This is a genomic window from Mesorhizobium sp. C399B (assembly GCF_030323185.1).
Lineage (GTDB): Bacteria > Pseudomonadota > Alphaproteobacteria > Rhizobiales > Rhizobiaceae > Mesorhizobium.
Genome location: NZ_CP100472.1, coordinates 4,712,011 through 4,735,525, shown reverse-complemented (window position 1 = coordinate 4,735,525; position 23,515 = coordinate 4,712,011). Strand labels below are relative to the sequence as shown.

16 protein-coding genes and 1 pseudogene are annotated in these 23,515 nt (G+C 59.9%); 7 read left to right on the top strand and 10 right to left on the bottom strand.

Annotated features, from left to right (window positions below; translation table 11 throughout):
- Positions 1-772: 772 nt before the first annotated feature.
- Positions 773-1,327, top strand: coding sequence for a hypothetical protein (locus NLY36_RS22490; protein WP_156933199.1), 555 nt, complete (start codon positions 773-775; stop codon positions 1,325-1,327).
- Positions 1,328-1,665: 338 nt separating this feature from the next.
- Here the strand turns inward: NLY36_RS22490 and NLY36_RS22485 are convergent, their stop codons facing one another.
- From NLY36_RS22485 to NLY36_RS22465, 4 genes and pseudogenes are all read right to left on the bottom strand, one after another.
- The gene (locus NLY36_RS22485; protein WP_023735774.1) at positions 1,666-4,962 is read right to left on the bottom strand and encodes a metallophosphoesterase; all 3,297 of its coding nucleotides are present in this window, start codon (positions 4,960-4,962) and stop codon (positions 1,666-1,668) included.
- Between the two features lie 386 nt (positions 4,963-5,348).
- Positions 5,349-6,226 (bottom strand): annotated as a pseudogene (locus NLY36_RS22480) (IS91 family transposase).
- Positions 6,148-7,110 carry a tyrosine-type recombinase/integrase gene (locus NLY36_RS22475; RefSeq protein ID WP_348524905.1) on the bottom strand — a complete coding sequence of 321 codons (963 nt, stop codon included), beginning with the start codon at positions 7,108-7,110 and terminating at the stop codon, positions 6,148-6,150. Before NLY36_RS22475 ends, NLY36_RS22480 begins: the two are co-directional and overlap by 79 nt.
- A gap of 223 nt (positions 7,111-7,333) precedes the next feature.
- The gene (locus NLY36_RS22465; protein WP_245260242.1) at positions 7,334-7,627 is read right to left on the bottom strand and encodes a hypothetical protein; all 294 of its coding nucleotides are present in this window, start codon (positions 7,625-7,627) and stop codon (positions 7,334-7,336) included.
- Between NLY36_RS22465 and NLY36_RS22460 the strand changes: the two genes are divergently transcribed.
- Together NLY36_RS22460 and NLY36_RS22455 are read left to right on the top strand one after the other, a co-directional pair.
- Positions 7,596-8,084 carry an E2 ligase fold family C protein gene (locus tag NLY36_RS22460; RefSeq protein ID WP_245260230.1) on the top strand — a complete coding sequence of 163 codons (489 nt, stop codon included), beginning with the start codon at positions 7,596-7,598 and terminating at the stop codon, positions 8,082-8,084. The two genes, NLY36_RS22465 and NLY36_RS22460, sit on opposite strands and share 32 nt — an antisense overlap.
- On the top strand, positions 7,966-8,730 hold the full coding sequence (locus tag NLY36_RS22455) for a ThiF family adenylyltransferase (protein WP_245260231.1): 765 nt from the start codon (positions 7,966-7,968) through the stop codon (positions 8,728-8,730). Before NLY36_RS22460 ends, NLY36_RS22455 begins: the two co-directional genes overlap by 119 nt.
- A gap of 317 nt (positions 8,731-9,047) precedes the next feature.
- Here the strand turns inward: NLY36_RS22455 and NLY36_RS22450 are convergent, their stop codons facing one another.
- Positions 9,048-10,463, bottom strand: a complete 1,416-nt coding sequence (locus NLY36_RS22450) for a mannose-1-phosphate guanylyltransferase/mannose-6-phosphate isomerase (RefSeq protein ID WP_023735777.1) — start codon at positions 10,461-10,463, stop codon at positions 9,048-9,050.
- Positions 10,464-10,658: 195 nt separating this feature from the next.
- Positions 10,659-11,690: a nodulation protein NodZ gene (locus tag NLY36_RS22445; protein WP_023735778.1), complete on the bottom strand. Its 1,032-nt coding sequence runs from the start codon at positions 11,688-11,690 to the stop codon at positions 10,659-10,661.
- A 973-nt stretch (positions 11,691-12,663) separates the two neighbouring features.
- Here NLY36_RS22445 and gmd point away from each other — a divergent pair.
- The 3 genes from gmd to NLY36_RS22430 all read left to right on the top strand — a co-directional run bounded on the left by gmd (position 12,664) and on the right by NLY36_RS22430 (position 16,452).
- On the top strand, positions 12,664-13,734 hold the full coding sequence (gene gmd, locus NLY36_RS22440) for a GDP-mannose 4,6-dehydratase (protein WP_023692482.1): 1,071 nt from the start codon (positions 12,664-12,666) through the stop codon (positions 13,732-13,734).
- Complete coding sequence (gene fcl, locus NLY36_RS22435; RefSeq protein WP_023689384.1) at positions 13,734-14,678, top strand: GDP-L-fucose synthase; 945 nt, start codon at positions 13,734-13,736, stop codon at positions 14,676-14,678. Before gmd ends, fcl begins: the two co-directional genes overlap by 1 nt.
- A gap of 352 nt (positions 14,679-15,030) precedes the next feature.
- Positions 15,031-16,452: a phosphomannomutase gene (locus NLY36_RS22430; RefSeq protein WP_023735779.1), complete on the top strand. Its 1,422-nt coding sequence runs from the start codon at positions 15,031-15,033 to the stop codon at positions 16,450-16,452.
- 168 nt (positions 16,453-16,620) lie between these two features.
- On the opposite strand, the gene NLY36_RS22425 is transcribed toward NLY36_RS22430, so the two are convergent.
- From NLY36_RS22425 to pdxR, 4 genes are all read right to left on the bottom strand, one after another.
- Complete coding sequence (locus NLY36_RS22425; protein ID WP_023735780.1) at positions 16,621-19,017, bottom strand: transketolase; 2,397 nt, start codon at positions 19,015-19,017, stop codon at positions 16,621-16,623.
- 51 nt (positions 19,018-19,068) lie between these two features.
- Positions 19,069-20,019, bottom strand: a complete 951-nt coding sequence (locus NLY36_RS22420) for a PDR/VanB family oxidoreductase (protein WP_023735781.1) — start codon at positions 20,017-20,019, stop codon at positions 19,069-19,071.
- A gap of 6 nt (positions 20,020-20,025) precedes the next feature.
- Positions 20,026-20,517: an MOSC domain-containing protein gene (locus tag NLY36_RS22415; protein WP_023735782.1), complete on the bottom strand. Its 492-nt coding sequence runs from the start codon at positions 20,515-20,517 to the stop codon at positions 20,026-20,028.
- A 159-nt stretch (positions 20,518-20,676) separates the two neighbouring features.
- Complete coding sequence (pdxR, locus tag NLY36_RS22410) at positions 20,677-22,182, bottom strand: MocR-like pyridoxine biosynthesis transcription factor PdxR (RefSeq protein ID WP_031249775.1); 1,506 nt, start codon at positions 22,180-22,182, stop codon at positions 20,677-20,679.
- Positions 22,183-22,256: 74 nt separating this feature from the next.
- Here pdxR and NLY36_RS22405 point away from each other — a divergent pair, with 74 nt between their 5' ends.
- Positions 22,257-23,489 carry a trans-sulfuration enzyme family protein gene (locus NLY36_RS22405; protein ID WP_023672390.1) on the top strand — a complete coding sequence of 411 codons (1,233 nt, stop codon included), beginning with the start codon at positions 22,257-22,259 and terminating at the stop codon, positions 23,487-23,489.
- Positions 23,490-23,515 lie beyond the last annotated feature (26 nt).

Below are 23,515 nucleotides of genomic sequence, written 5' to 3'. Positions count from 1 at the left end.
GTCCAGTTGGCGATGTCAGACAACCTCGACGTCCCTAACCGCCGACCTCGACCAAGAGGACGACGCGCAGCGTGGCGAGATGCCAAAAAGGGTCCAGTCCTCTGCAGCGCTGCCAGGGTCGCCAGCGTGGTGCCGGTTAACCGAACAGGCTGATACGAACCGCTGCGGCGGTGGACGTCCGCTTTTGGGAGCGAGCGAGGCTAGCTAAGCGGCTGGAATCAGGCGCGTTCCCGCCTGGCAGCTTTGGGGCCGTTTCCGGACCGTCAGGTCTAGGCTGCAGTTGTGCACATAGCTGCCGATTGGCTTACGACCTTGTTGCGGACCGTCATGCTAGGCGGTGTATGGTCTTAAAGGTAACGTCGCGCTGACCGGAAAGCTCCAGAGCTTGACGGTTCGATGCGCTGAACCCTGAAGAATTCTTAGAGCGCCCTTGCGTCCATATCGCAGATTTCAACGGCGCTTCGGACGACGCATAGGTCGACGGGCGCTCCAGCTGTCTTTGAGACGAAAGAGTTCCGAGAATTGACCATACCCGATCCCTCGTCCCGGTTTGGGACACGCCGTGACGTCGCGGAGCGCGACGCGGAATGCCTCGCCCACACGGAAGGCACCTCTTAGCATCTCGCGCACACGCGCTCCTTACTGCGCAAGGAATTATGACCGAATGGTCGTGACGGGTTCACGCCTCGGGGCAATGCTCCAGAGCCAGCTCCGCCGGTGGATGCGCCCGAACCCCGAGTAATCTAGGGTAGACATCGGGCAGGAGGATATTATGCGTCGAACTTTAGAAGACGAATTCAATATCATCGAATACGTGCTGGGAGACTCGCGGTGTCGATGCGTTTTGCCTCGCGTGGATCAAATACGAGCGGCAACAACGGAAGATCTGCTCTTTTCTGGTATTCCAAGCCTCGGCGATCGGACCGGATCAGCCTCGTCTGTGCGCCAAGCGCTCGCCAACAAGGGCATAGCCCACACAGGCTTTCGCGGTCGGATACAGCGGCTGACCGGCCTTCGCTTCAAGGACGAATTCGGCGATCGCTATGGGCCGCTCAACGCCGCGCTCGATCACGCTTGGAAAGCCCGCGATAAGATTTTCCACGGCCAGCAAACCGGGCAAGGCTATTCGAGAGAGCAGCTACTCGCAAAGGTCGATAGCATTCGCGAGTGGTGCGGGCTACTCGCAGCGCTCGGGGCTGCCAAATTCGGCTATGATGGCTTTTCTGCCACAAATTCAATGTTCAAGGCAAAGAACGCGGAGCTGACGGCCGCCATCGACAAGGCACTGGGGAAGCTCGGCTGGGAAGCTTTCATTAACCAGCTTTAGTCGTGCACAGGATGAAGACGTTATGGTAGGGAGCAGCCTTTCCACGCTGCGATAATGATGCGTTCATGTAGCGCATTCGGGGAGGCCCTCGATGAGCAGATGTCCTACGTCGGGACGGTGAATGCTGTAATCCTGGAAGCCTCCGGAAGTTTCCAAGGTAACAATTGGACAATCCGACGCTCGGCAATCTGAGGGTGGAGAATGTCCGTCTTCAGAACATCCGTTTTTGCGGTGAACGGCCAGGTTAAGGAGGTTTGCGGCCCACCGGAGACAGTGGACGGTTCGTCCAGATCGCCGCTGCAGCCTTGGCATAGCCTGTCGCCGGCCGCGACCGCCAGTCAGCCTTCGATCGCAAGTGGAGCGCTGGCAGTGGAATGTAAGCGTGCCTTGAAATAGCTTCCGTCACGATTCTCCGGAATTGCACTATTATCTTCCTTGGCTATCGACGCCAGCGAAGAGATGTACTGCTCCTCCTTTTCTCCCACGCCCCTAATCCTCCAGATGAATGAGCTGTTACGGAACAACGCGAAGAGGTTATTCATCTCGCGGCGTCTGGCAAAGCTCTTCCAGAGTGCCCGGTGGCACCTGTCGAAAAGCGAGGGTATCCGTTGGATGAACAGGTACTGGTAGGCCGCGATGAGCCGGGAATGGTCTGCATTCGAAAGCGCTTCGCCGCCCTCGAGGACTTGCTCGGCCAAACTGACCGCGGCCCTCGCCAGGTTGTATATGTCGTCCGAATCCTTCTTTGGGCTCAGCACCTCATTCAAATACCTGTCCGCAACCCCCTTGTCGTCGCTCTCGCTTGCCAACTGAAGTGCCAGATTGTTCGCGACGATATGCGATTTTTTCTTGCGCGCCTCTAGCTGCAGCCTCACGAGTTTGGCCGTGCGCTCCGGGCTTGCCGGCTCGCTCTGGATGATGATCGATCTCGCCTGCAGCTTGTAAGAGTTGTCCTTAGTGGCCTTGAGAAGCTTCTCGGCGTATTCCTTAGCCTTCGGATCTCCGCCGTGAGCCAATGCCAGCGAAAGCCAGAGGGATTCGCGATCTGATCTATCAAACTGTGAGGGGTCCAGCTCTTCCAATATATGGATCGCTCTGGACCGCTCTCCAGTCAGCCGCAGCGCCTGGCCATAGTTGAGCCGAACGCGAGCGACCATATCGTCGGCGACATCGGCCGGTGCCGTGTGCAAGAACGACGAGGAGAATTCGGAAGCACCGTAGTAGTGTGATCCTGAGTTGAGAGCGTCGGCAAAGGCTGCGCTCAGGTGCATCAGCGCGATAATCTCCTCCATGTCGCCGGCCCGCAACGCCGTTTTTAGTAGGCGCAATAGAATAGCCGAAGCATTCGCGATCTCATGGTGCGAACACTTCGGACTGGAATACTTTCGGTCAGGGGGCCAACTAGTGGACCCAGCTCGCCAATTTGAGCCAAAATATAATTCCGCCGCGCGCCTGTTGTGCTGATTGAGAAGCTCTTCGGACATCTGCCCACGCACGACGTCGCGCACCGTGCGGGGAACGGTCAATATCCTGCGGATTTCAGCCTGACTCTGCTGCTCCAGTCCCGGAAGAGTAGAAGTGACTATAAGCGCGCGATGGCGAAGCTCGGTTGCATTGGTGGGATAGAATCCGTTGACCCCGTTGAAACGCTTGATGTGCTCGAATTGAGCTCCATGAGGAAATGTTGCCAGCGCTTGCAACATCTGCAGAGCGCGCTGCAGCATTGGCTGAGTGGCGGCGCCCAAGTCCTCGATCGCTCGCCGGAGACCTTGGGAACCGCTTGAAGGTTCGTTCTCGCCAGTCTCCTGATGGCTCGCGACCAGCTCGGACAAAGTTACGACTTGTAGTGCCTTTAGCGCTTGGTCCACCTGATCAGGAACGCCGCCGGTGATGAGCAGCAATTTGGCAACTGCATCCTGAGCCGCCAGCTCGATGCCGCCTTCTGGACTATTGGCGATGTAGGCTTTGAGATCGGGCTCGTCTAGGGCTCCGATCTTGACCTTCCCGAACTGGCTATTCGCCGGATCAGAACTGGTGCGCAACAGGATTGCTATGCCGGGGCAATAGTCGAGGATGGCTTGGGAAAGCGCCTCTAGCTCTGCCTCTCTAGGCATCGTGCCCTGCACTCGTTCTCCCAGGACTAAATCGTCCAGGAGCAGGACGGCCGCTTCGCCAGTCGCAAGCTCGTCCGATATCTGCTGGATCTTGAAGCCTAGCCTGACCTCGACTTCCTGGGCAAGATCGCTGCCGGCGGACATTTCGCTTAAGTCGAACCGGAACACAGGCCAGTCCGACATCTCATGCATTTGCAGGACGGAAGACACAAACTCGTCCGAACCCAGCCCCCAATCGGCAATGATCCACAATGCGCGCTTTGTCAGCGCGTTGGCAGCAATGTCTTGCTCCTCCTTCCTGACGAAGGCGTGGGGCCCGGGTGGCAGAAGGTGATGCCCGAATCTTGAAAGGAGGTTCGTCTTTTCTGTCCACGCCGTTGCGACGAATGCTTCCTCTCTTGCTGCCTGCGCGACAGCCGAGACGGAACTCACCACCCCAGCGGCTGCGGACTTGATCACTTGCTTGTCAGGTAGTTGCGTCACCGTGCTCTCATTATCGGGCAAGATGAACTCGAAATTGGGAGTGACCCGACCCTGGCCTGATCTCGTGGCTTGGTACGTCCGGGGCCAGATCCTGAGCTGCCGCCCCTTCTCGTTTATGACAAGCGCGCCGGCACTATAGCCGTGGATGCGTTGGGTCCTACCGTCGCCGAAATGCTCCAGGCCAAAAAGGGACGGCGACTGAAATATGGCCACCGGGGACGAGCCCATCTGCGACAGGCTGCTTGAGAGAGGCTCGTGCATGTGACCGAACAAATGGAGATCGAAACGGCCAGGCGGAGCGATCTCCTTCTTCCATGTGTCCAAGCTGCCTGGCGTCAACCACTCTGCCGGTTGATGGGTGACCAGAAGATTGAAGTCGTTTGCGCGGCACCAGCCTTCCGCATCCGGCAGTATCACTGAAAGCTGCTGATGGTCCACGTGCAGATCGCCGGCCTTGTTCTCCTTGCTCAGTTGAAGCCATGTGGAGTTTAGACCGATCAGGCCGAGCTGCCTCTCGTCCTTGGCGAACCTGACGACCTGATCGCCAGGCAGGAAGCCATGGGCCGCATCAACGACGGATATCCCGACCGCGCCAAGCGCTTCGTACCAGGCCTGGTAGTTAGCAAAGGCGCTCCTAATGGTTTCTCGATAGGGACCAGTAGGGTTGTTCAAGAAATCATCGCGGACATTGTGCTTCTTCGACCAGTCCTGCAGCAACATCGCGGACATATCGCTGGCGCTTGGGCGAACGAGGTCATGGTTCCCTGGAACCGCCATGAACTTGGGCGAGCAATCCAAGTCCGTCAACTTTCCGTAGAGTTCCACAAGCGCAGCCGTTGCGCCCTTAAATTCTTCGGCGTCGCCCTTCTGCACTATGTCACCGGAGAAGATCAGGAGATCCCACGGCCCCGACTGACGATGCAACAGAGGAAGGTCGTCGTAGAAATGATGCTTGAGGTTGGCCCAGAGCGGTGCTTGGCCTTTCATGCCGAAATGAAGATCTGACAAATGGAGCCAGCGGAAACTTACGTCAGACATCAATCAGCTATTCAGGTTTTCTCGTGATCCGACTCATCGGCTTAGACAACAGTCTGTCATTAAGCTTTACGCTCCGAAAGTGTCCCGGCAAATAAGTGAGGGATTTGGCTGACGTTCATCCAATGGGGCGATAGGAGGAGCTGCCAATCCGGCGAGGGGTGGTTGAGATTTGCATTTCGGGGTGTGCCAGCGCCTGTCGCGAACTTCCGCATAGAGTGCGAGGGGCATGTCGTGGAAGCGTCTTCCGGGCCAAGTCGCAGAGCCTGTAGCGTTGATTCCGACGGGATTGGTATGCGTTACGACCGGCGCCACGGCAACGTGCACATAGCCTCCCGTTGACCGGCGCCAGCGTGGCGCGGCCGTGTGGACAAACGGTCCATGCCGGGTCATGGGGCGTTCTCCCGGTTCGGCGCCCTTGAGGCAGGCGGTGCACGAGGCTGGCACCACCGTTCGAACCTCTCGATGACGACCATGCGTCCGCCGCAGCAAGGGCAAGGCCGGCGGACGTCAGGCCGGTTCTTCCGAGGTGTCGTCTTGGGACGGCAGATCGACGTTCAGCAGTTCGCGCGCGAGTGCGAGGCTTGCCTTGCGGGCGGAGCTGGCGAGCAGCCCATAGTGACGGATGCGGTGGAACCCACGCGGCAGGACATGGAGCAGGAAGCGGCGGATGAACTCGTCGGCGGCAAGCGTTTGGCGCGATGGCGCTCGACACCATCGCGGCGATAGTCCTTGTAGCGGAAGGTGACTCCAGCCTCGTCGAAGGCGATCAGGCGGCGGTTCGAGATGGCAACCCGGTGCGTGTAGCGCGACAGGTAGGCGAGCACCGCCTTCGGCCCCGCGAACGGCGCCTTGGCGTAGACCACCCAGCGCTTCTTCCGGACGGCAGCAAGCTGGCGCAGGAAGGCGCGTCGCTCGGTGAGGTGCGCCATCGACCCGAAAAAGGTGAGACGGCCGGCATCGTGCAGCGCGACCAGCCGGGTCAGGAACAGTCGGCGGAACAGCGCCCCAAGCACTCGCACCGGGAGGAGGAAGGCCGGGCGCCCTGGCACCTGGGACAGTGCCGGTTACGGCAGCTGTTATAGGCGATCCGCCATTTGCCGCAGTCCGCACAGACTTCGACGTGACCACCCAATGCAGCGGTGCGACACTGTTCGATCGCTGACATCACGTTGAGCTGCTGCAGGCTCAGACGCCCGGCGTGGGAGACCCGGTATCCGGGGCCGGCAGCACTGAAGATATCGGCGACCTCCAGGTCGGCGCGCACCGGTTCAGCCGGACGGCGTTTTGCCTTCCATGAGAGCCATCAGCCGGTCGAGCGACCCTGCGACCGCGTGGATCATCCGGGTCGAGACCTTGGTGTAGAGCGCTGTCGTTTCGAGCTTGCAGTGCCCGAGCAGCACCTGGATGACGCGTATGTCGACATCCTGCTCGAGCAGGTGGGTGGCGCAGCAGCAGAGTATGCGGGCTGACGCGCTTGCGGATCCCGGCGACTTCGGCGGCTTCCTGAACCGCGCGATGGAGTTGCCGCGACGAGATCGGATCGGTGCAACTGCGCCCCGGGAACAGCCAGCCATGCGGAAGCATCACCCCGCGCCGCCTGCCTTCGCGCCACCACAGCCGCAGCAGTTCCAGCAGTTGCGGCGAGAGCATGGCGTTGCGATCCTTGCGTCCCTTGCCTTGTTCGACGCGGATCAGCATGCGTGTGCTGTCGATATCATCGACCTTGAGGTGCGCGACTTCGGACACGCGCAGACCCGCGCCATAGGCGACACCGAGCGCAGCCTTGTACTTGATGCCTGGTGCTGCTTCGAGCAGCCGCGCCGCTTCCTCCACGCTCAGCACATCCGGCAGCTTGCGTGGATGGCGCATGATCACCAGCACACGTGCCAGATCCCGACGCTTCAGCGTCACCAGGAACAGGAACCGCAGTGCCGAGACCGCGCCATTGATCGTCGCAGGGCCGACGCCGCTCTCATGCTGATGCAGCTGGAATCGACGGATGTCCTGTCCCGGGCCGCGCCGTATCGTAGCTCGCCCAGCTAGAGCGGAAAAAGACCGCCTTGTGCTTCGCTTCGCTGTGTTCCTTGGCCGCTCGCCCGACACTGCAACGGCTGCCGCACCCTTCCCATCTTCGGTGTCGAGCAGCATCGCTATCGTAGTAATGCCGCGAGAGATATTGCGGCGTCGGCGTTTCCTCGGGCCTGTGCGCCTCGGCATGGAGGGCGGTTATCTTTCCCATAAAGTCCGCCGAACCGACAACACGGTCACTGTGGAATCCGGATCCTCGAAGAAATCTGGAAAATCTTCCGCCGCATAGGAACGGGTCGTCTTCTGTTCGGAAGATGGGTCGCCACGGGCGCCGAACTCGAGCTTAATTCGCCGAGTGAATGTAGGCCATGCCTTCGTACTCTTCCGCGGCTAGCGCGGTCGGATAATGAAAGTTGATCGTCTGTAGATCGCCTGCGTCGATCTTAACGGACCATTCGCCCTTCGTCGGCTCGCCGAGATGTCCGCCGATTGCGGCGCGTAGCGCCGGCAGCAGCTTCTCTGCGACGTGCATTTCGACATCGCCGACGAGCTCCTCGACAAGCCTGTGTGCCGAGGGCCAGGCGACGCGTGACCTTACGGTCAGGTTGCTTGCCAGACTGTATCCGGTTCTGGCCATAGTCCCCCTGGATATGGTCGCGAGCTCTCAAGCCCAAGCGCTCGAGCGCTTGGCAAAGTCGATCAATCCAAAATTCAGCATCCGGCGTTCCGGCAAGTATGCGACGGTCTGTGTAGCTGCAGGCGCGGTGCACCCATCACTTCGGTGCCCAACGTTTTTCATGGGATCGCAGGGTTGGGCGGCAAAGCTGTCGCGTACGGACCCGGTGGGCTCTGGCTCGAGCTTGCTGCCCTTTGGAGCTGGCGCCGCAAGCTGCTTCGCCGCGGCCAACGTCTTTCGAACCATCTTTGCTTCCCAGCTGACCGGCGCTCGAGCTGGACGAGAACATCGACCTCTCTTTGTGCACCTACAACAAGATTGGCGAAACGCACCTCATTGGGCTCGGCGCGATAGGCCAAGGCTCGCTCTGGGCGCTGGCGAGGCAATCCGGTCTGTCGGGGCGCCTGCATGTAGTTGATCACGAAGCTATCGAACTCTCAAACCTGCAGCGCTACGTGTTGGCAGGTCAGGCGGAGGTCGGCCTCTCTAAGGCGGCCCTAGCAACCCACGCCCTTCGGTCCACCGCCCTTGAGGTCGAGGCGCACCCTATGAAGTGGGCAGAATATGTTGCGCGCCGGGGCGACTGGGTATTCGAACGAGTGGGTGTGGCGCTTGACACCGCCGCCGACCGTCTAGCTGTCCAAGGTGCTCTGCCCCGATGGATCGCGAACGCCTGGACTCAGGAGCAAGATCTAGGCATCTCGCGGCATGGTTTCGATGACGGCCAGGCTTGCCTTTGCTGCATGTACATGCCGACCGGGAAATCCAAGGACGAACACCAACTGGTCGCGGAGGAACTCGGAATGCCGGAAGCACACGAGGAGGTAAAAGCGCTCCTGCAGACCAATACCGGAGTCCCCAATGAGTTCGTAGCTCGGGTGGCTACGGCGATGGCTGTGCCGTTTGAGCCGCTCGCCGCGTTTGTTGGCCAGCCCCTCCGTTCCTTTTATCAGCAGGTTATCTGCGGCGGCCTGGTGTTCCAGCTTAGCGATGGAAGTCGTCTCGTTCGAACTGTGGTTCCGATGGCCTTTCAATCAGCGCTTGCCGGGTTCTCACCTCCATGATCCGAAAGCCAAAGATTCCAGCGGCCGCTGCATCTGCAGCGATGAGGATTTCGTTGCCGCCTACAGGCTGAAATACGGCTGTGCCGTTGAACAGCTGAGCAACGGGTCCGCCTAAAAAGATCTGAAGTCTTCGTTACCGCGGACGGCGCGCTGTCAAGCGCTCACCGATGTTTTCGACCACGATCGAGTGCCTGATGAGAGTGCGGGGCGGATACTATGACACGCTCGGCCCGCTGCTTTGTCAATGTTAGGCCCAGAACCCACGACAGAGATCCTTGAGCGACGGCTCGCCGTTTAACTTTTTTTTGTACTGTTATCTACGTTCGACCATATTGGTCGTCGAAGCGAACGATATCATCCTCGGCGAGATAATCGCCGCTCTGCACTTCAATGATAACCAGGTCAATTCTGCCTGGGTTCTCGAGCCGATGCTTATGGCCGCAGGGGATGTAAGTAGATTCGTTTGTCCCCAGGAACAACTCCTGCTCGCCATTGACGATTTTGGCGGAGCCGCTGACCACGACCCAGTGCTCCGAACGATGATAGTGCATCTGCAGGCTCAACTGGCGACCGGGCTTCACCTCGATGCGTTTGATCTTGAAGCGCTCGCCTTCCTCCAGAACCGTATAGGTACCCCAGGGCCGGTGTACCGTGCTATGGACCAGATGAGCTTCATGTCCCGAAGCCTTGAGGCCCTCGAAGAGCTTTTTAACGTCCTGAACGCGGTCGCGGGATGTGACAAGCAAAGCGTCCGGGGAATCCACGATCACCAGATCGCTTACGCCCACCGTGCCGATGACGCGCTTGTCGGAGCTCACATAGGTGCCGGTCGTGTCGACCATGTGCACATCGCCGCGTATCCTGTTCCCGCTTTCGTCGGGGGCGATCAAATCGGCCATTGCGTTCCAAGATCCGATGTCGTTCCAATCCATGTCGCAGGGAATCACGGCAAGTCTGTTAGTCTTCTCCATGACAGCGTGGTCGAGCGAGATTCGCGGCGCGGAACCGAAATGCTCAGGCGCGAGTTCGATTTTGGCAAAGCCTTGGCATTGACTGGCGCGGCCGTTCTCATAGCTGTCGGCGACGGCCTGGAGCACCTCGGGACAATGCAAAACCATCTCGTCGAGCATGGTTTGCGCACTGAAGCAGAAGATGCCGGCGTTCCAGAAGAAGCGTTGAGACGCGACATAGGCTTTGGCTGTCTCCAGATCCGGTTTTTCAACGAAACGGACGACGTTCTCACCATCTGCTTCGATGTAGCCGAATGCTGTGTCCGGTCTGGTTGGGGTGATGCCCAATGTGGCGATCCGCCCGAGCTTCGCATGTTTCATGGCCAGGCCCATGACGTCTAGAAACGCAGGCAGATTGCCAATCAGGTGATCGGCCGGGAAGACGCACAGGATCGCGTCAGGGCCTTGCGTTGCCCTCGCATGGATCGCGGCTGCAGCCACGGCGGCGGCCGTATCGCGAGGTTCGGGCTCGAGCAGAAAGGTGCGTGGCAGGACCACGGAATCCAGTTCGTCAAATTCGTCCTTGGTCAGGAAGAGGTGGTCCCCGGATGTCACAGCGACGAGTTCCACGACACCTTCTATCGAAGCGGCGCGCAGCACAGTGTGCTGAATGAGAGAATATCCATCCGCTACTTTGAGGAAAGGTTTGGGGTGCGATTGCCTTGAGGCGGGCCATAGCCGCGATCCGGCTCCGCCGCTGATGATCACGGGAATGACTTTCATAACCAACCTCAATCTCGTCTCTGGAGTGATCGCCCGCGTTCTTTCGAGCGTCAGCGTCACGATCGCCGTCGCTCTGGCTTGTCTGCGGCCCCCGCGTAACAGCGAAGTTCTGGCGCGTTGCGGGCGGCGTCAGATGACGACGCTATCGGTAATGTACGACGCCTCCACTGGCGTCGGTGAGAAATGCGCATTCAACTATGCCTGTTGGTTGCGTCTGCCGAATTGCGCAGGTGGCGGGTCATAACTGAGATCAGAGACTTGGCTGTCTTCTATCAAAGTCAAACGACTTGGCTCTTTCAGATCGAATTCAATTACCCGTGGTGCGAAAAGGCGTGCATATCGTGTAAAGGCGCTCGTCGGGGGAAACCGAATTACGGTATCGCAGCGCCCGAGAAGATACATCTCAACGAGGGCGGAAATTCCGCCGTCAATCCCGAGTGCTGCAGTGTGTAAGGGGCCAGCTTGATTGGGTCCGAAGTGCTTCGGGACAGTGAGCAGATCGGGAAACCTGGCCGACAGAAGATCCAGTATCCGCGCGCTGTCCGTGCATAAGAACAGCCGCACAGGCCTGGGGTGCGGTAACGCCTTAGCCTTGTCAATTGCAGCGCACACTTGCCGAACGGCGAGCTCCGGATCGGCCCAGTAGGGCGCATGCTCCATGATGTCTTCACCGTTACCGTGCCGAACATGAATCCCGATGATGCTGTGCCCCTCAAAACGTTCCTGATAAATGGCATCTATGCGGGCTTGAATTTCTGGCCGAGGCTGGACACTCTGGAACACCTGCCGCTCTGCATCCTCATCGCACCGCCACATCAGACAAGCGTCACACACTACTGTGTTCGCTTCGACATCGTGTTCGGCCTGAAAGAGCTCGCCCAACTCATCGCGCTCTTGGAAAATCTGCTCATCTGGCCGGTAAAGGCACTCGATCGCCGGCCTGTTCCACCACTCCGGGAAGAATGGACCAGGGAAGGAAACGTCGTTGATCCGGTCGTCGGAAATAGCCGGCACGCCAGCGATGTCATTGATCGGCTGGAAGAACACCGGAAACGCATTTGTGAAGGGTTGGTCGAGGTAGCAGGCCCCCCGCCAGTCGATGACTAGAGTTCGTCCCGACCGCTGCGCGTAGCGCCAAGCGGCCGCCAATGACCACAGACAATCACCGAACCCCGTACGCCTCCGAGAGACGACGAACCGGCGCTTTTCCAATCCACTAACATGCATTTTCGGAAATCTCGTTCAGAGAGGAGGTTGCCCGGTTTGGTATCCTTAGTCGACACGTAGACCCTGACGCCGGGCGCTTGGCAGAGGCCGGGCCATAGGGCAGAAGAGCTCACTCAGCACTGCCCACTAATCCCGTGACGCTCGCACAGCTTGAAGCCGATGCCCTCGCTTCCGGTTCCGCCTTCTCTACTGGGCCTCCGCGGCATATGTAAAATCTATTGAGTGGATGCCGGCCATCCATGTGTTGGATGCCATGATGAAGGGGCTCGGCTGACGCGGGCCCGGCCAATAGAGCCGAAACAGCCGGGAAACGCTGCGACACTGCCTGCCGGAGCAAATCGTTCCGTCGACGCCATACGCCAAGGGTTCAAGGCTGCATACAGCAACCGGTACCGGGCGAGATGAGGTCGACAGCTCGACGCGCCTGGAACCAGCTGATCGACAGAATCTGCAGTCTGCTCCCAAAGTTCTGCACGACCTGTGCCGGATGCTGTGGTGAGGGCTCGCGGCCACGAACGTCGTCCTCGCCCCGAACGGAAGCTCGCGCCTACGACTCCGGGCCGGCGATGCGCCCCCGCTGCTCGGTCGGACCATCCATTCTGTGGATGCACTTTATCCAAACAATCGATTTCACTGATCCAAACAATTCCCATTAGAAGACGCTGAAGCAAGAAAGAAAGGCGTCCTCACTCGCTGATGGATGAGCAAATCAGCTGCAAGGTGCTGGGAGTACATGTCGCTCACGGCGTGAGCTGAGCGGCACTCAGACCGCATGTACGAAGCCGACAGGTTAGCGGCGCAACTCTATTTTGCTGTGACTCCAAGCAAGAGGTGTGCTCGGCTGGCGGACTGTCAATGACGAGCTTCGCGCCGCATCTGTCGAAGTGCTCCATAGCGCACGGGGCTGGCCGCACATTCTGTCGGCCTGGCGAGCCGGAGCCGAAACTTTAAACTTTAATAGGGCAGGAATAGAATGGGCGATAGCAGGAAAGTTGCTCTTATTACGGGCATAACTGGACAGGATGGTGCCTATCTTGCCCGTCTTCTTCTCAAAAAAGGCTACATCGTTCATGGGATTAAGCGACGTTCCTCTTCCTTCAACACGGGTCGTATCGAAGACCTCTACCAAGACCCGCACGAATCCGATCCGCGCCTGATCTTGCATTACGGTGACCTCACTGATTCGACTAACCTCATCCGCGTGGTTCAGGAATCTCAGCCAGACGAAATTTACAACTTGGCTGCTCAGAGCCATGTGCAGGTGTCGTTCGAAACACCTGAGTACACAGCGAACGCGGACGGTATCGGTACATTGCGACTTCTTGAGGCGATTCGCCTCCTCGGTCTGACGGACAAGACCCGCTTCTATCAAGCCTCGACTTCGGAGCTATACGGCCTCGTGCAGTCCGTACCGCAGAACGAAACGACGCCCTTTTATCCGCGCAGCCCTTACGCCGCCGCCAAGCTCTACGCCTACTGGATGGTCGTCAATTATCGCGAGGGCTATGGTATGCACGCTTCCAACGGCATTCTTTTTAATCACGAAAGCCCCCTTCGTGGCGAAACTTTTGTGACGCGCAAGATCAGCCGCGCTGCCGCTGCTATCTACCTGGGCAAGCAGGACAAGCTTTATCTCGGCAATCTCGATGCTCAACGCGATTGGGGCCATGCGCGTGAGTACGTGCGAGGTATGTGGATGATGATACAGCAGGATCAACCGGATGATTACGTGCTGGCTACGGGCAAAACGACTCCTGTCCGCCAATTCGTCGAGTGGGCTTTCGAAGATATCGGCGTCGAGATCGAATGGCGTGGCAAGGGTGTCGGCGAAAAGGGCTATGATGTAGCGAGCGGCAGATGCCTAGTCCAAGTGGACCCACGCTACTTCCGCCCCACGGAAGTCGATCTTCTCCTGGGTGACGCTACCAAGGCGAAGGAGAAGCTCGGCTGGGTGCATGAGACATCCGTGCGCGAGCTTGCTGCGGAAATGGTACGCGAAGACCTGAAGGTCATGCAGACATCTGTAGTCATGAAGGAAGCGTAATGTATGATCTGAACGGAAAAACCGTGTGGGTCGCTGGCCACAAAGGTATGGTGGGCAGCGCTGTTGTACGCCGACTCGCGTCTGAAGACTGCAAAGTTGTGGCCGCCCCTCGGGGAGAGCTAGACCTCAAGCGACAGACCGAAGTTGAAAACTTCGTGGCAGTGATGAAACCGGACGCTATCATTATGGCGGCGGCAAAGGTAGGTGGTATTCTCGCGAACGCCACCTATCCGGTCGACTTTCTTTACGACAATCTGATGATCGAGGCCAATATCTTCGCGGCAGCCCACGAAAACAATGTCGACCGCGTCCTCTTCCTCGGCTCGTCTTGCATCTATCCGAAGATGGCACCACAGCCCATTCCTGAAAGCGCGCTTTTGACCGGGCCACTAGAGCGCACCAACGAATGCTACGCCGTCGCCAAGATCACCGGCATCAAAATGGCTCAAGCCTATCGCCAGCAATACGGCCGCGACTACATCTCCGCTATGCCGACGAATCTCTACGGGCCAGGCGACAATTATGACTTGCAGTCAAGCCACGTCATCCCAGCGCTGATCCGGAAAGCGCATGAAGCTAAGCTCATAAGTGATAAGCAAATCACCATCTGGGGCACGGGCACACCACGTCGGGAATTCATGCACGTCGACGACTGCGCCGACGCATTAGTCTTCCTTCTGAAGAACTACTCTGACCATGATCACGTCAATCTCGGCTGCGGACAGGACATCACGATCCTAGAGCTGACTAGAATGATCTGCCGTGTAGTCGGATTTACCGGGGAGATCGCGCATGATCACTCTAGACCTGACGGTACACCGCGAAAGCTGATGAGCGTCGACAAGCTGCGCACTTTGGGATGGGCAGCAAAGATCACTCTCATGGAAGGCATCGAGAGTGTCTATCATGCATTTCTAAACGGGAGCTACACCGAACGGCGATAGATAAGAGGATTTGCTGCGTCTCAGGCCTGTACGCGCTTTCGGGACCCAGAGCTAATGTAGACTGAGACAATCACTCGATGGCGATAGCGCTCATGTGAGCCAGCCGCGAGGAGCCCCGCCGGACCCGGACCCCATCCGCTCCAACCTCGTCGCCGTGAAGGTCACGGTGCGCTGCCCACGCCGACGCCGACTGCGTCAATCCTCACAAGGGTAACCGTCGATAACCGAACGCGTCTACGGTAACCGAATGTACTTCTTGTTCTCGTCCGAGGGATCTGTCGATGGGCATTCCGGACGAGCCAAAGTTTGAGCATGTTACCTTCAAAACCCGGTTAGCAACGTCGGATTTGGTATGAAATTCGGAACAAGTGGATTACGGGGCCTGGCGACAGAATTGGCAGGAGCCGCCTCTGCCCTATATGCAACGGCATTCGCGACATTCCTGCTGGAATCCGGCCTGGCCAGAATTGGCGACGAGATACTCATAGGGCGCGACTTTCGCGCCTCGAGTCCGGCCATCGCCGCCGTCTGTGCGGCGGCACTGTCCGCGCTCGGCTTCATCGTAGTCGATTGCGGCGCAGTCCCCACCCCTGCCCTGGCACTGTATGCTCAGGCGCGTAAGAGTGGTTGTTTGATGATCACAGGCTCGCACATTCCGGCCGACCGTAATGGAATAAAATTCTATCGACCCGACGGTGAGATCGACAAGGGTGATGAGCGGGAGATAACGCGCATCGCCTTGCAGTTGGAGAAGCGCGGATACGTCCTTGAAGGTGCTGTTGCACGTCGGCAGCACCGGGAGGCCGAATGCAAGGCCTTTTTCATGGCGCGCAATCGAAAGCTTATGGAGATTAATGCTCTAAAGGGCTTAACGGTGGGCGTATATCAGCACAGCACAGTCGCGCGCGATCTCTTAGTTGACATTCTCTCATATCACTGTGCGACGGTCGTAACCCTGGGACGTTCGGAAGGTTTCATTCCTGTCGACACTGAAGCGGTCTCTGACGAGACTGCTCAACAGTTCAAGCTCTGGGCCAAAGAGCATCGGCTTGATGCGGTCGTCTCGGCAGATGGCGATGGTGACCGCCCACTGGTAGCTGACGACCACGGAGACCCCCTTCGCGGTGATTTGTTAGGCCTGATTACGGCGAACTTCCTGCAAGCGAAGGCAGTCGTCACGCCGGTCACATCAAACTCTGGTATCGAGACCGCAGGTTCTTTTAAAGTCGTGCGTACCAAGGTTGGATCGCCATTTGTTATTGCTGCCATGCTCGATTTGGTTGCGTCGGGTCACGAGCGCGTGGTTGGTTTCGAAGCAAACGGTGGTTTGTTGACCGGCACGGACTTTGACCCGAACGGAACTAAACTGACAGCGCTACCTACACGCGACAGTTTTCTCCCCATCCTTGCGGCACTTTCCCTTGTTAGTACAAGTGGGCAGCCACTGTCGGAGATTGGCAGTTCCTTTCAATTGCCGGCAGCGGCGGCGGATCGCTTGGAAAATTTTTCCGTCGAAAGCAGCACTCGCCTCATGACATACCTTCGTACAGCGGAAACTAACATCGCCGCCTTCGTCGGGTCGATAGGAGTGGTAAGCAAGGTTAGCGATGTTGACGGACTTCGTATCACTCTCGCGGATAAGCGTGTCTTGCATTTGCGTCCATCCGGAAATGCCCCGGAAATGCGGTGCTACGTCGAAGCCGAAAATCGGGAGGACGCGGAGCTTTTGCTCCGGACTGGATTGGATCGAATTCGTAATTGGACGCAAGGCTAAATAAAAGCCGCCTCCCTGCGTATTCCAGGTGACCCTGGGGGTCGCACAAGCTACTCAAGCGCGATCAGAACGTCCACAGTGTCCCGGCCCTGTCCGCTTTGAAGCAAACCGGAACGCCCGTGGAAACAGCCGATCCGTACCAGCCACGGAGCATCCGGTAGCTCATGGTCAAGGCAGCGCCTTCCGGTAGCGAACAGCCGGTCCCGCACTCACCGCCTGTGCCGCATGTACGATGGCGTTGGTGTCCAGGCCGTGGTGACGGTATAGGTCCGCAATAGTCCCCGTCTGGCCGAACTGCTCGACCCCGAGCGCCTTCACGCGATGCCCGTTAACCCCACCGAGCCACGCGAGCGTCGCCGGGTGGCCGTCGATCACGGTGACGATGCCGCAGTCACGCGATAGCGGCGCGAGCAGCCGCTCGATATGACTCAGGGCGCCAATCGCGCCACGCTGCCGGGCACGTTCCGCCGCCTGCCAGCCCGCATTAAGCCGGTCCGCGGAGGTGATCGCGAGCAGCCCGACATCGCGCCGGTCCTCCGCCAGAAGACCCGTCGCGGCAATCGCCTCCGGCGCGACGACGCCTTGATAAGCAATGACGACACTCGCGTTGGGCCCAGGCGGACGCAGCCAATAGGCGCCATTGACGATGTCCCGCGCGAGCGCCGGGTTCATGTCGCGCGGCGGCTGCTCGAGCGGCCGGGTTGACAGGCGAAGATAGACCGATCCTCCGGTCTGATCACGCAGCCACGTCGTCTCATCCGGATCCCCCTCGCCATTACGTTGCATGTAATCGAAGGCAAAGCGCATGATCACGGACAGTTCGTCGACGAAGGCCGGTTCGAAGGCGCAAAGCCCATCCTGCGCCATGCCGATCAATGGGGTGCCGATCGACTGGTGTGCTCCGCCCTCGGGCGCTAGCGTCACGCCCGAGGGCGTTGCGACCAGCATGAAGCGCGCATCCTGATAGCAGGCGTAGTTTAGCTGGTCGGCCGATCGGTAGATGAAGGGATCATAGACTGTCCCGATCGGCAGCAGGCGCACGCCATTGATCGAGTGCGAGAGACCGAGCGCCCCGAGCATGATCATCAGGTTCGACTCGGCGATCCCGAGCTCGAGGTGCTGCCCCTTCGGCCCAAATTCCCAGGTAAAGGTCGACGGAATGCGTTCGGCCTTGAAGGTGTCCGCCATGGTCTCCCGGGCGAAAAGGCCGCGCCGGTTGACCCAGCCACCGAGATTGGTCGAGACCGTCACATCGGGCGAGGTGGTGACAATGCGATCGGCAAGCAGACTGCGCTCGCGTGCGATGTCGTTCAGGATCTGTCCGAACCCCATCTGGGTCGAGAGCGGCTTGCCGGGCTGCCCCGGTGACGGAAGGGTTTCAGGCACCGGCACCGACGGCGCAGACAGCCTCCTACGCCCCTCACTGAAGAACGGCGCCTTTGCGAAGAAGGCGTCAAGTTCCGCTTCCGGCAAGGTGGCGGCCGCCCATTTGTCCCACTCCTCACCCCGCTTTACGCCCATTTGCAGGCGGTAGTCTTCCATCTGCGTGGGCGTCATCTGCCCCGCGTGGTTGTCCTTGTGTCCGGCAAGCGGCAGACCGTAGCCCTTGATGGTGTAACAGATGAAGCAGACGGGACGGTCATGCCTGGACGCCGCCTCGAAGGCTTCGAGGAGGCTCGGCATGTCATGCCCGCCAAGGTTCGTCATCAACGCCTGCAACTCGTCGTCGGAGCGGCGTTCGATCAGAGTGGTGACCGGCCCTTGGTCTCCGATCTCGTCGAGCAGCCGCTTGCGCCAGGCAGCACCCCCTTGGAAGGTCAGCGCCGAATAGAGCTGGTTCGGACAGCGCTCTATCCACTCGAGCAGCTTCTCGCCCCCCGGCTCGGCAAAGGCAGCCTCTTGCAGAGCCCCGTGGCGCAGGACCATCACGTCCCAGCCGAAGTTGCGAAAAATCTGCTCGAACCGCTGCCAGAGGCCCTCCCGGATCACGGCGTCGAGCGACTGGCGATTGTAGTCGACCACCCACCAGCAGTTCCTGAGCCCGTGCTTCCAGCCTTCGATCAGGGCCTCGTAGATGTTGCCCTCATCCATCTCGGCGTCGCCGATCAGGCTGACCATTCGGCCCTCGGCACGCTCCTTCATCCAGCCGTGACCCGAGACGTAGTCCTGCACCAGCGACGAGAACAGCGTCTGAGCAACGCCGAGACCCACCGACCCGGTCGAGAAGTCGACATCGTCGACATCCTTCGTCCGCGAAGGGTAGCTCTGCGCGCCCTTGTAGCCGCGGAAGTTCATGAGCTTTTCGTGCGTCTGGTTGCCCGCCAGATACTGAAGTGCATGGAAGATCGGCGCCGCATGGGGTTTGACCGCCACTCGATCCTGCGGGCGCAGGACCGAACCGTAGAGCGCGGTCATGATGGTACTCAGCGACGCGGACGAGGCCTGATGCCCCCCGACCTTGATCTCATCGCCCTCGCGGACGTGGTTGGCGTGGTGGATCGTCCAGGCTGCGAGCCAGGAGACGCAGCGCTCGATCTCGTGCAGATATTCCAGTTTCCTCGTCATTCAGTTTCCCGCAAATCAGCTGCCGGTCTCACAGGACCCCCGCCCAAATGGTCAAAGATCGAGTTTCAACACACCTGTCGCGCGCGACACACAGGGGATGAAGCGGTGGTCGCGTGCCTCTTTGGACAGGACGGCATCCCGATGGATCGGCTGTCCCGCCAGCATTGCGCATTCGCAGGTCCCGCACACCCCGTTCTCACACGAGGCCATCAACGGCACACCGGCCGCACGCAAGGCGGCCAGTGCCGTGGTCTCAGCCGAAACCTCAATCACCCTGCCCGCACGGAGTTCTATGACGAATGGTTCCGGTGGCGCGCCATCAAACTCGGGAGGCTGGAAAGTTTCGAAATGAACCGTGCCCTCGGGCCAGGGTTCAGCCGCCCGCCCCACGGCGGCCATGAATCCGGGCGGCCCGCAATAGTAAACCTGAGCCTCGGCCGAACGGTTCGCCAGCAGCGCGGCGATGTCCTGGCGGGTCGCCGGCTCGTCGTCGAAATGGATCCGCACATTGCCGCCAGGAAGATCGCTCCCGATCGCCGCCAAGAGTGGGGTGAGCGCCCGGCTGCGGGTGAAATAGTGCAACTCGAAGGGCTTGGCCTGCCGGGTGAGCGCGCGCGCCATGGCCAGAATCGGGGTGATCCCGATTCCCCCTGCCAGCAGCAAAGTCGGCCCCTCGCCTGGCTTGAGCGCAAAATGGTTGCGTGGCGCGGAGACAGGCAGTGTGGAACCGACGGCAATGGTTTCGTGGATCCACGCCGAGCCGCCACGGCCGTCATTCTCGCGCTTCACCGCGATGGTGTAGCGGCCAAGCTCGGTCGGGTCGCCGCAAAGTGAATACTGACGCACCTTCCCTTCAGGCAGATGGACGTCGACGTGAGAACCCGCTTCGAACGCCGGCAGCACAGGTTTGCGTGGGTGTTTCAGGTCGATGACCAGCACCTCGCCCGGCTCCTTGCGGGCGGCGGTCACGGTCAGCTTCATGATGATGCGCGGCGAGGCCATGGCGTTTCACTCGTCGATGGGCAAGATCAGATCACCGGGGCGGATCACGCCCCCGACCTCGATTGTGCAGTTCAGGCCGGAGCGGTTCAGAAGCCCCTCGTAGAGACCCGGAAGCCCGAGCAACTCCTCGATATACTTGCACGGCACATTCATCCGGGCGGCCCTGAGAATCGTTTCCCCGACCCGGAAGCGTTTGCCGACAAGATGGCTAAGCGGAACGCCTCGTGTCGTCAGATTGCGCCGGTGATCTTCGGGTCCGAGCTTGGCCTTGAAGCCCGGAATCCTGGGCTCGCCCTTCGCGATGGCGTCCAGAACTTCAGCTTCGATCAATGTCACCTCCCGAACGTCGGGACGCGCCGAATAGGTCCCCGTCCCCAGGTAGTAGCGGTCTCCGACAATGCCTTGGCCGGCAATAAGCTGCGCCTGCGCCAGCTCCTCCATTTCATAGGAGGCGGCAGGCGCGATATGGACGTGAAGCAGCTTTCCTCGCCAGGTCATCATCGCTCTCGGAAATTCGTCTCGTGGAAACCTGCTGCAAAACTGGCCTGATCAACAGCGCCAGTTGCATGGCATTTTCCCGGTCCAGTTGGCTGTTTGGAAAGAAATACGGCGGGCCCTCGGACCGTTTTCAGCGCCAGCTTTCGGCGTCGCCCCGTCTCAGTTGTTCCGCGCCGGCATCGCGTCTTGCACCTGCTTGACAACCTCTCGCAGGACCTCAACGCCCTTCCCGATCTGCCGAATGCTCAAGGCGGCATAGCCCATGACAAGTCCGACGCGATCGGTGCGGCCTTGGTCCGATGGCCGTTCGTAGAGCGGCGAGATCAGGTGTAGCCCCAGGCCAGCGTCGCGGGCGGATTCGACCAAGGCCGTTTCCCGCGATCGTGGCAGGTCATTGAACCAAACCGCGACGTGCAGTCCCGCATCTGCTCCCTGGACAGTGATGCGATCCCCGAAGCTGTGCTGCAAGGCACCCAACAACGTTTCCCGACGCTCGCCGTTCAGCCTGCGCACACGGCGCACATGGCTTTCGTAGCCGCCGCTCTCGATCAACGATGCCAGCGCTTCCTGTTCAGCGACCGGCGAATGCCGGTCTGCGAATTGTTTGGCGGTTGCGAAGACCTCCTGCAATTCGGGCGGGACGACGAGGTAGCCGATGCGCAGCATCGGCGAGAGCGTTTTGGAGATCGTGCCGAGGTAGATGACAGCCCCGTGGTCCTCGAGACTGTGCAGCGGAGGGACCGGATTGATGTCGTAGCGATATTCGCTGTCGTAGTCGTCCTCGATCACATAGGCGTTGTTGTGCCGCGCCCATTTCAGAAGCTGATGGCGGCGCGCGATCGGCATGACGCCGCCAAGCGGAAACTGATGCGATGGCGTCACATACGCCAGTCGTGCTCCGATCCCCGCCAGCAACTCGGTCCTCATCCCGTCTTCGTCCACGATGACCGGGATGGGTGAGGCACCCGTACTGGCAAAGACCTGACGCGCCATCCTGTAGCACGGATCCTCGATGACGAAACGGTCGGCGGGATCGAGAAGCAGGCGCGCGCACAGATCAAGGCCCTGCTGCGAACCGTTCACAACTATGATCTGGTCGAGGTCGCAGCTCAGGGTCCGGGCGCGCCAGAGATAGCCCTGAAGCGCCTGGCGAAGCCGGCGCGAGCCGCGAGGATCGTCATAGGCAAGACGCAGCGGGCGCTGCCCCATCGCCTCGTTCATCGCGCGTTTCCAGACCAATGAAGGGAAATCCGACGGCGCGAGGTCGCCATAGCGGAACTCGACCTTCAGCCCAGTCGGCAGATAATCTGGCCAGGGTGACGTCGCGCGCAGCCGCTCGCCATATGCGGACAGGTGGATCGGGCCGACCCGTTGCGCGTGAGTGCGCCCCGTCCCATGGCCCATCAACGAAGACGCAACGCGAGGTCGTGCGCCTTGACGGACTTCGATGAAACCCTCCGCAGCCAGTTGCTCATAGGCGACCGTCACCGTGGTTCGCGAAACGCCGAGGTCATTTGCCAGGGCCCGGGAGGATGGCAACTGACTGCCGGTTTCGTAGACGCCGCCGAGGATTTGCTCGCGAAGGGCTTCGTATATCTGGCGTGCACCCATCGCGTGCGAGCGCGCTGCAGACCCGGCACTTGAAGACTGGACCATCTCTTTCATCGCCAACTGGATATTTCACATTGGCCAGGTTGCCGTCAATCTTTCGGAACCCCAAGAGAGATCGCAGAGGCCGAATGACCAGCTCCCATCAATCCGAAACCGATGCTCCCACGGGGTCGCTCAACCGCACCAGCCCCGGATTTGCCACCCGGGCGATCCATCATGGCTACGATCCGGCCGGCTTTTCCAATGCCGTCCAGCCGCCAGTGTTCCTGACGTCAACCTATGGGTTCGAAAGCGTGGCAGCAAACGATGCCGCCGCCGCCCTTGGTGGACGGCTCTATGCGCGCGAATACAATCCCACGACCGAGATCCTCGAGCAGCGGCTCGCGAATCTGGAAGGAGCCGAGGCGGGGCTGGTTGTTGCCTCGGGGATGGCGGCCTTCGGCACTCTGATCCTGTCGCTCCTGTCCCAGGGCGATGAACTCATCGTCCACAAGACGCTTTATGCGAACACGCTTGCCATGGTCGAACAGGCGGTCCCCCGCTTCGGCATCAAGGTCGTCGCGGTCGATCTGTCAGATCCCCAAAATCTCGATGCCGCGATCACCGAGCGGACGCGGCTGGTTTTCTTCGAGACGCCGGTGAATCCGCTGAGCCGCATCGTCGATATCTCTGCCATTGCCAAGCGCGCCCACGCGCGCGGTGTGAAGGTTGCCGTGGACAGCACCTTCGCCTCGCCCGCGCTCCAGCGACCGCTTGAGCACGGGGCGGACATCGTGCTCCATTCGCTGACCAAGTACATCAATGGTCATGGCGATGCGCTTGGCGGGGCGCTTCTCGGCGACGCCCAAACGCTCCGTACGCTGCATGAAACGGGCCTGCGCTACATCACCGGCGCAGCGCTCTCGCCCATGTCAGCTTTCCTGATCCTGCGCGGTCTGAAGACGCTGACGCTGCGTATGGAACGGCACAGCGCCACGGCCCTTGCGGTGGCTCGGGCGCTGGAAGCGCACCCGGCGGTGGCATTTGTGAGTTATCCGTTCCTCGACTCGCACCCTGATCAGGTGACGGCGCGAAAACAGATGTCCAACGGATCGGGCATGTTGGCCTTTGGCCTCCACGCTGGATACGAAGGAGCGCGCCGGATGATGGACCGGCTCAACCTGATCATTCGCGCCGTCAGCCTCGGCGATGCCGACAGCCTCATCTATCATCCAGCAAGCCTCACCCGTGCTCGGCAGCCGATCCGCAAGGATGCCCATTTGGCCGATGGAGTCGGCGAGGATCTCATGCGTCTCTCGGTGGGGCTTGAAGACGCTGATGACCTGATCGCCGATCTGCGGCGGGCTTTGGACGTCTTGTAATGACCTGGCGTGCGGCCATCTCTGCG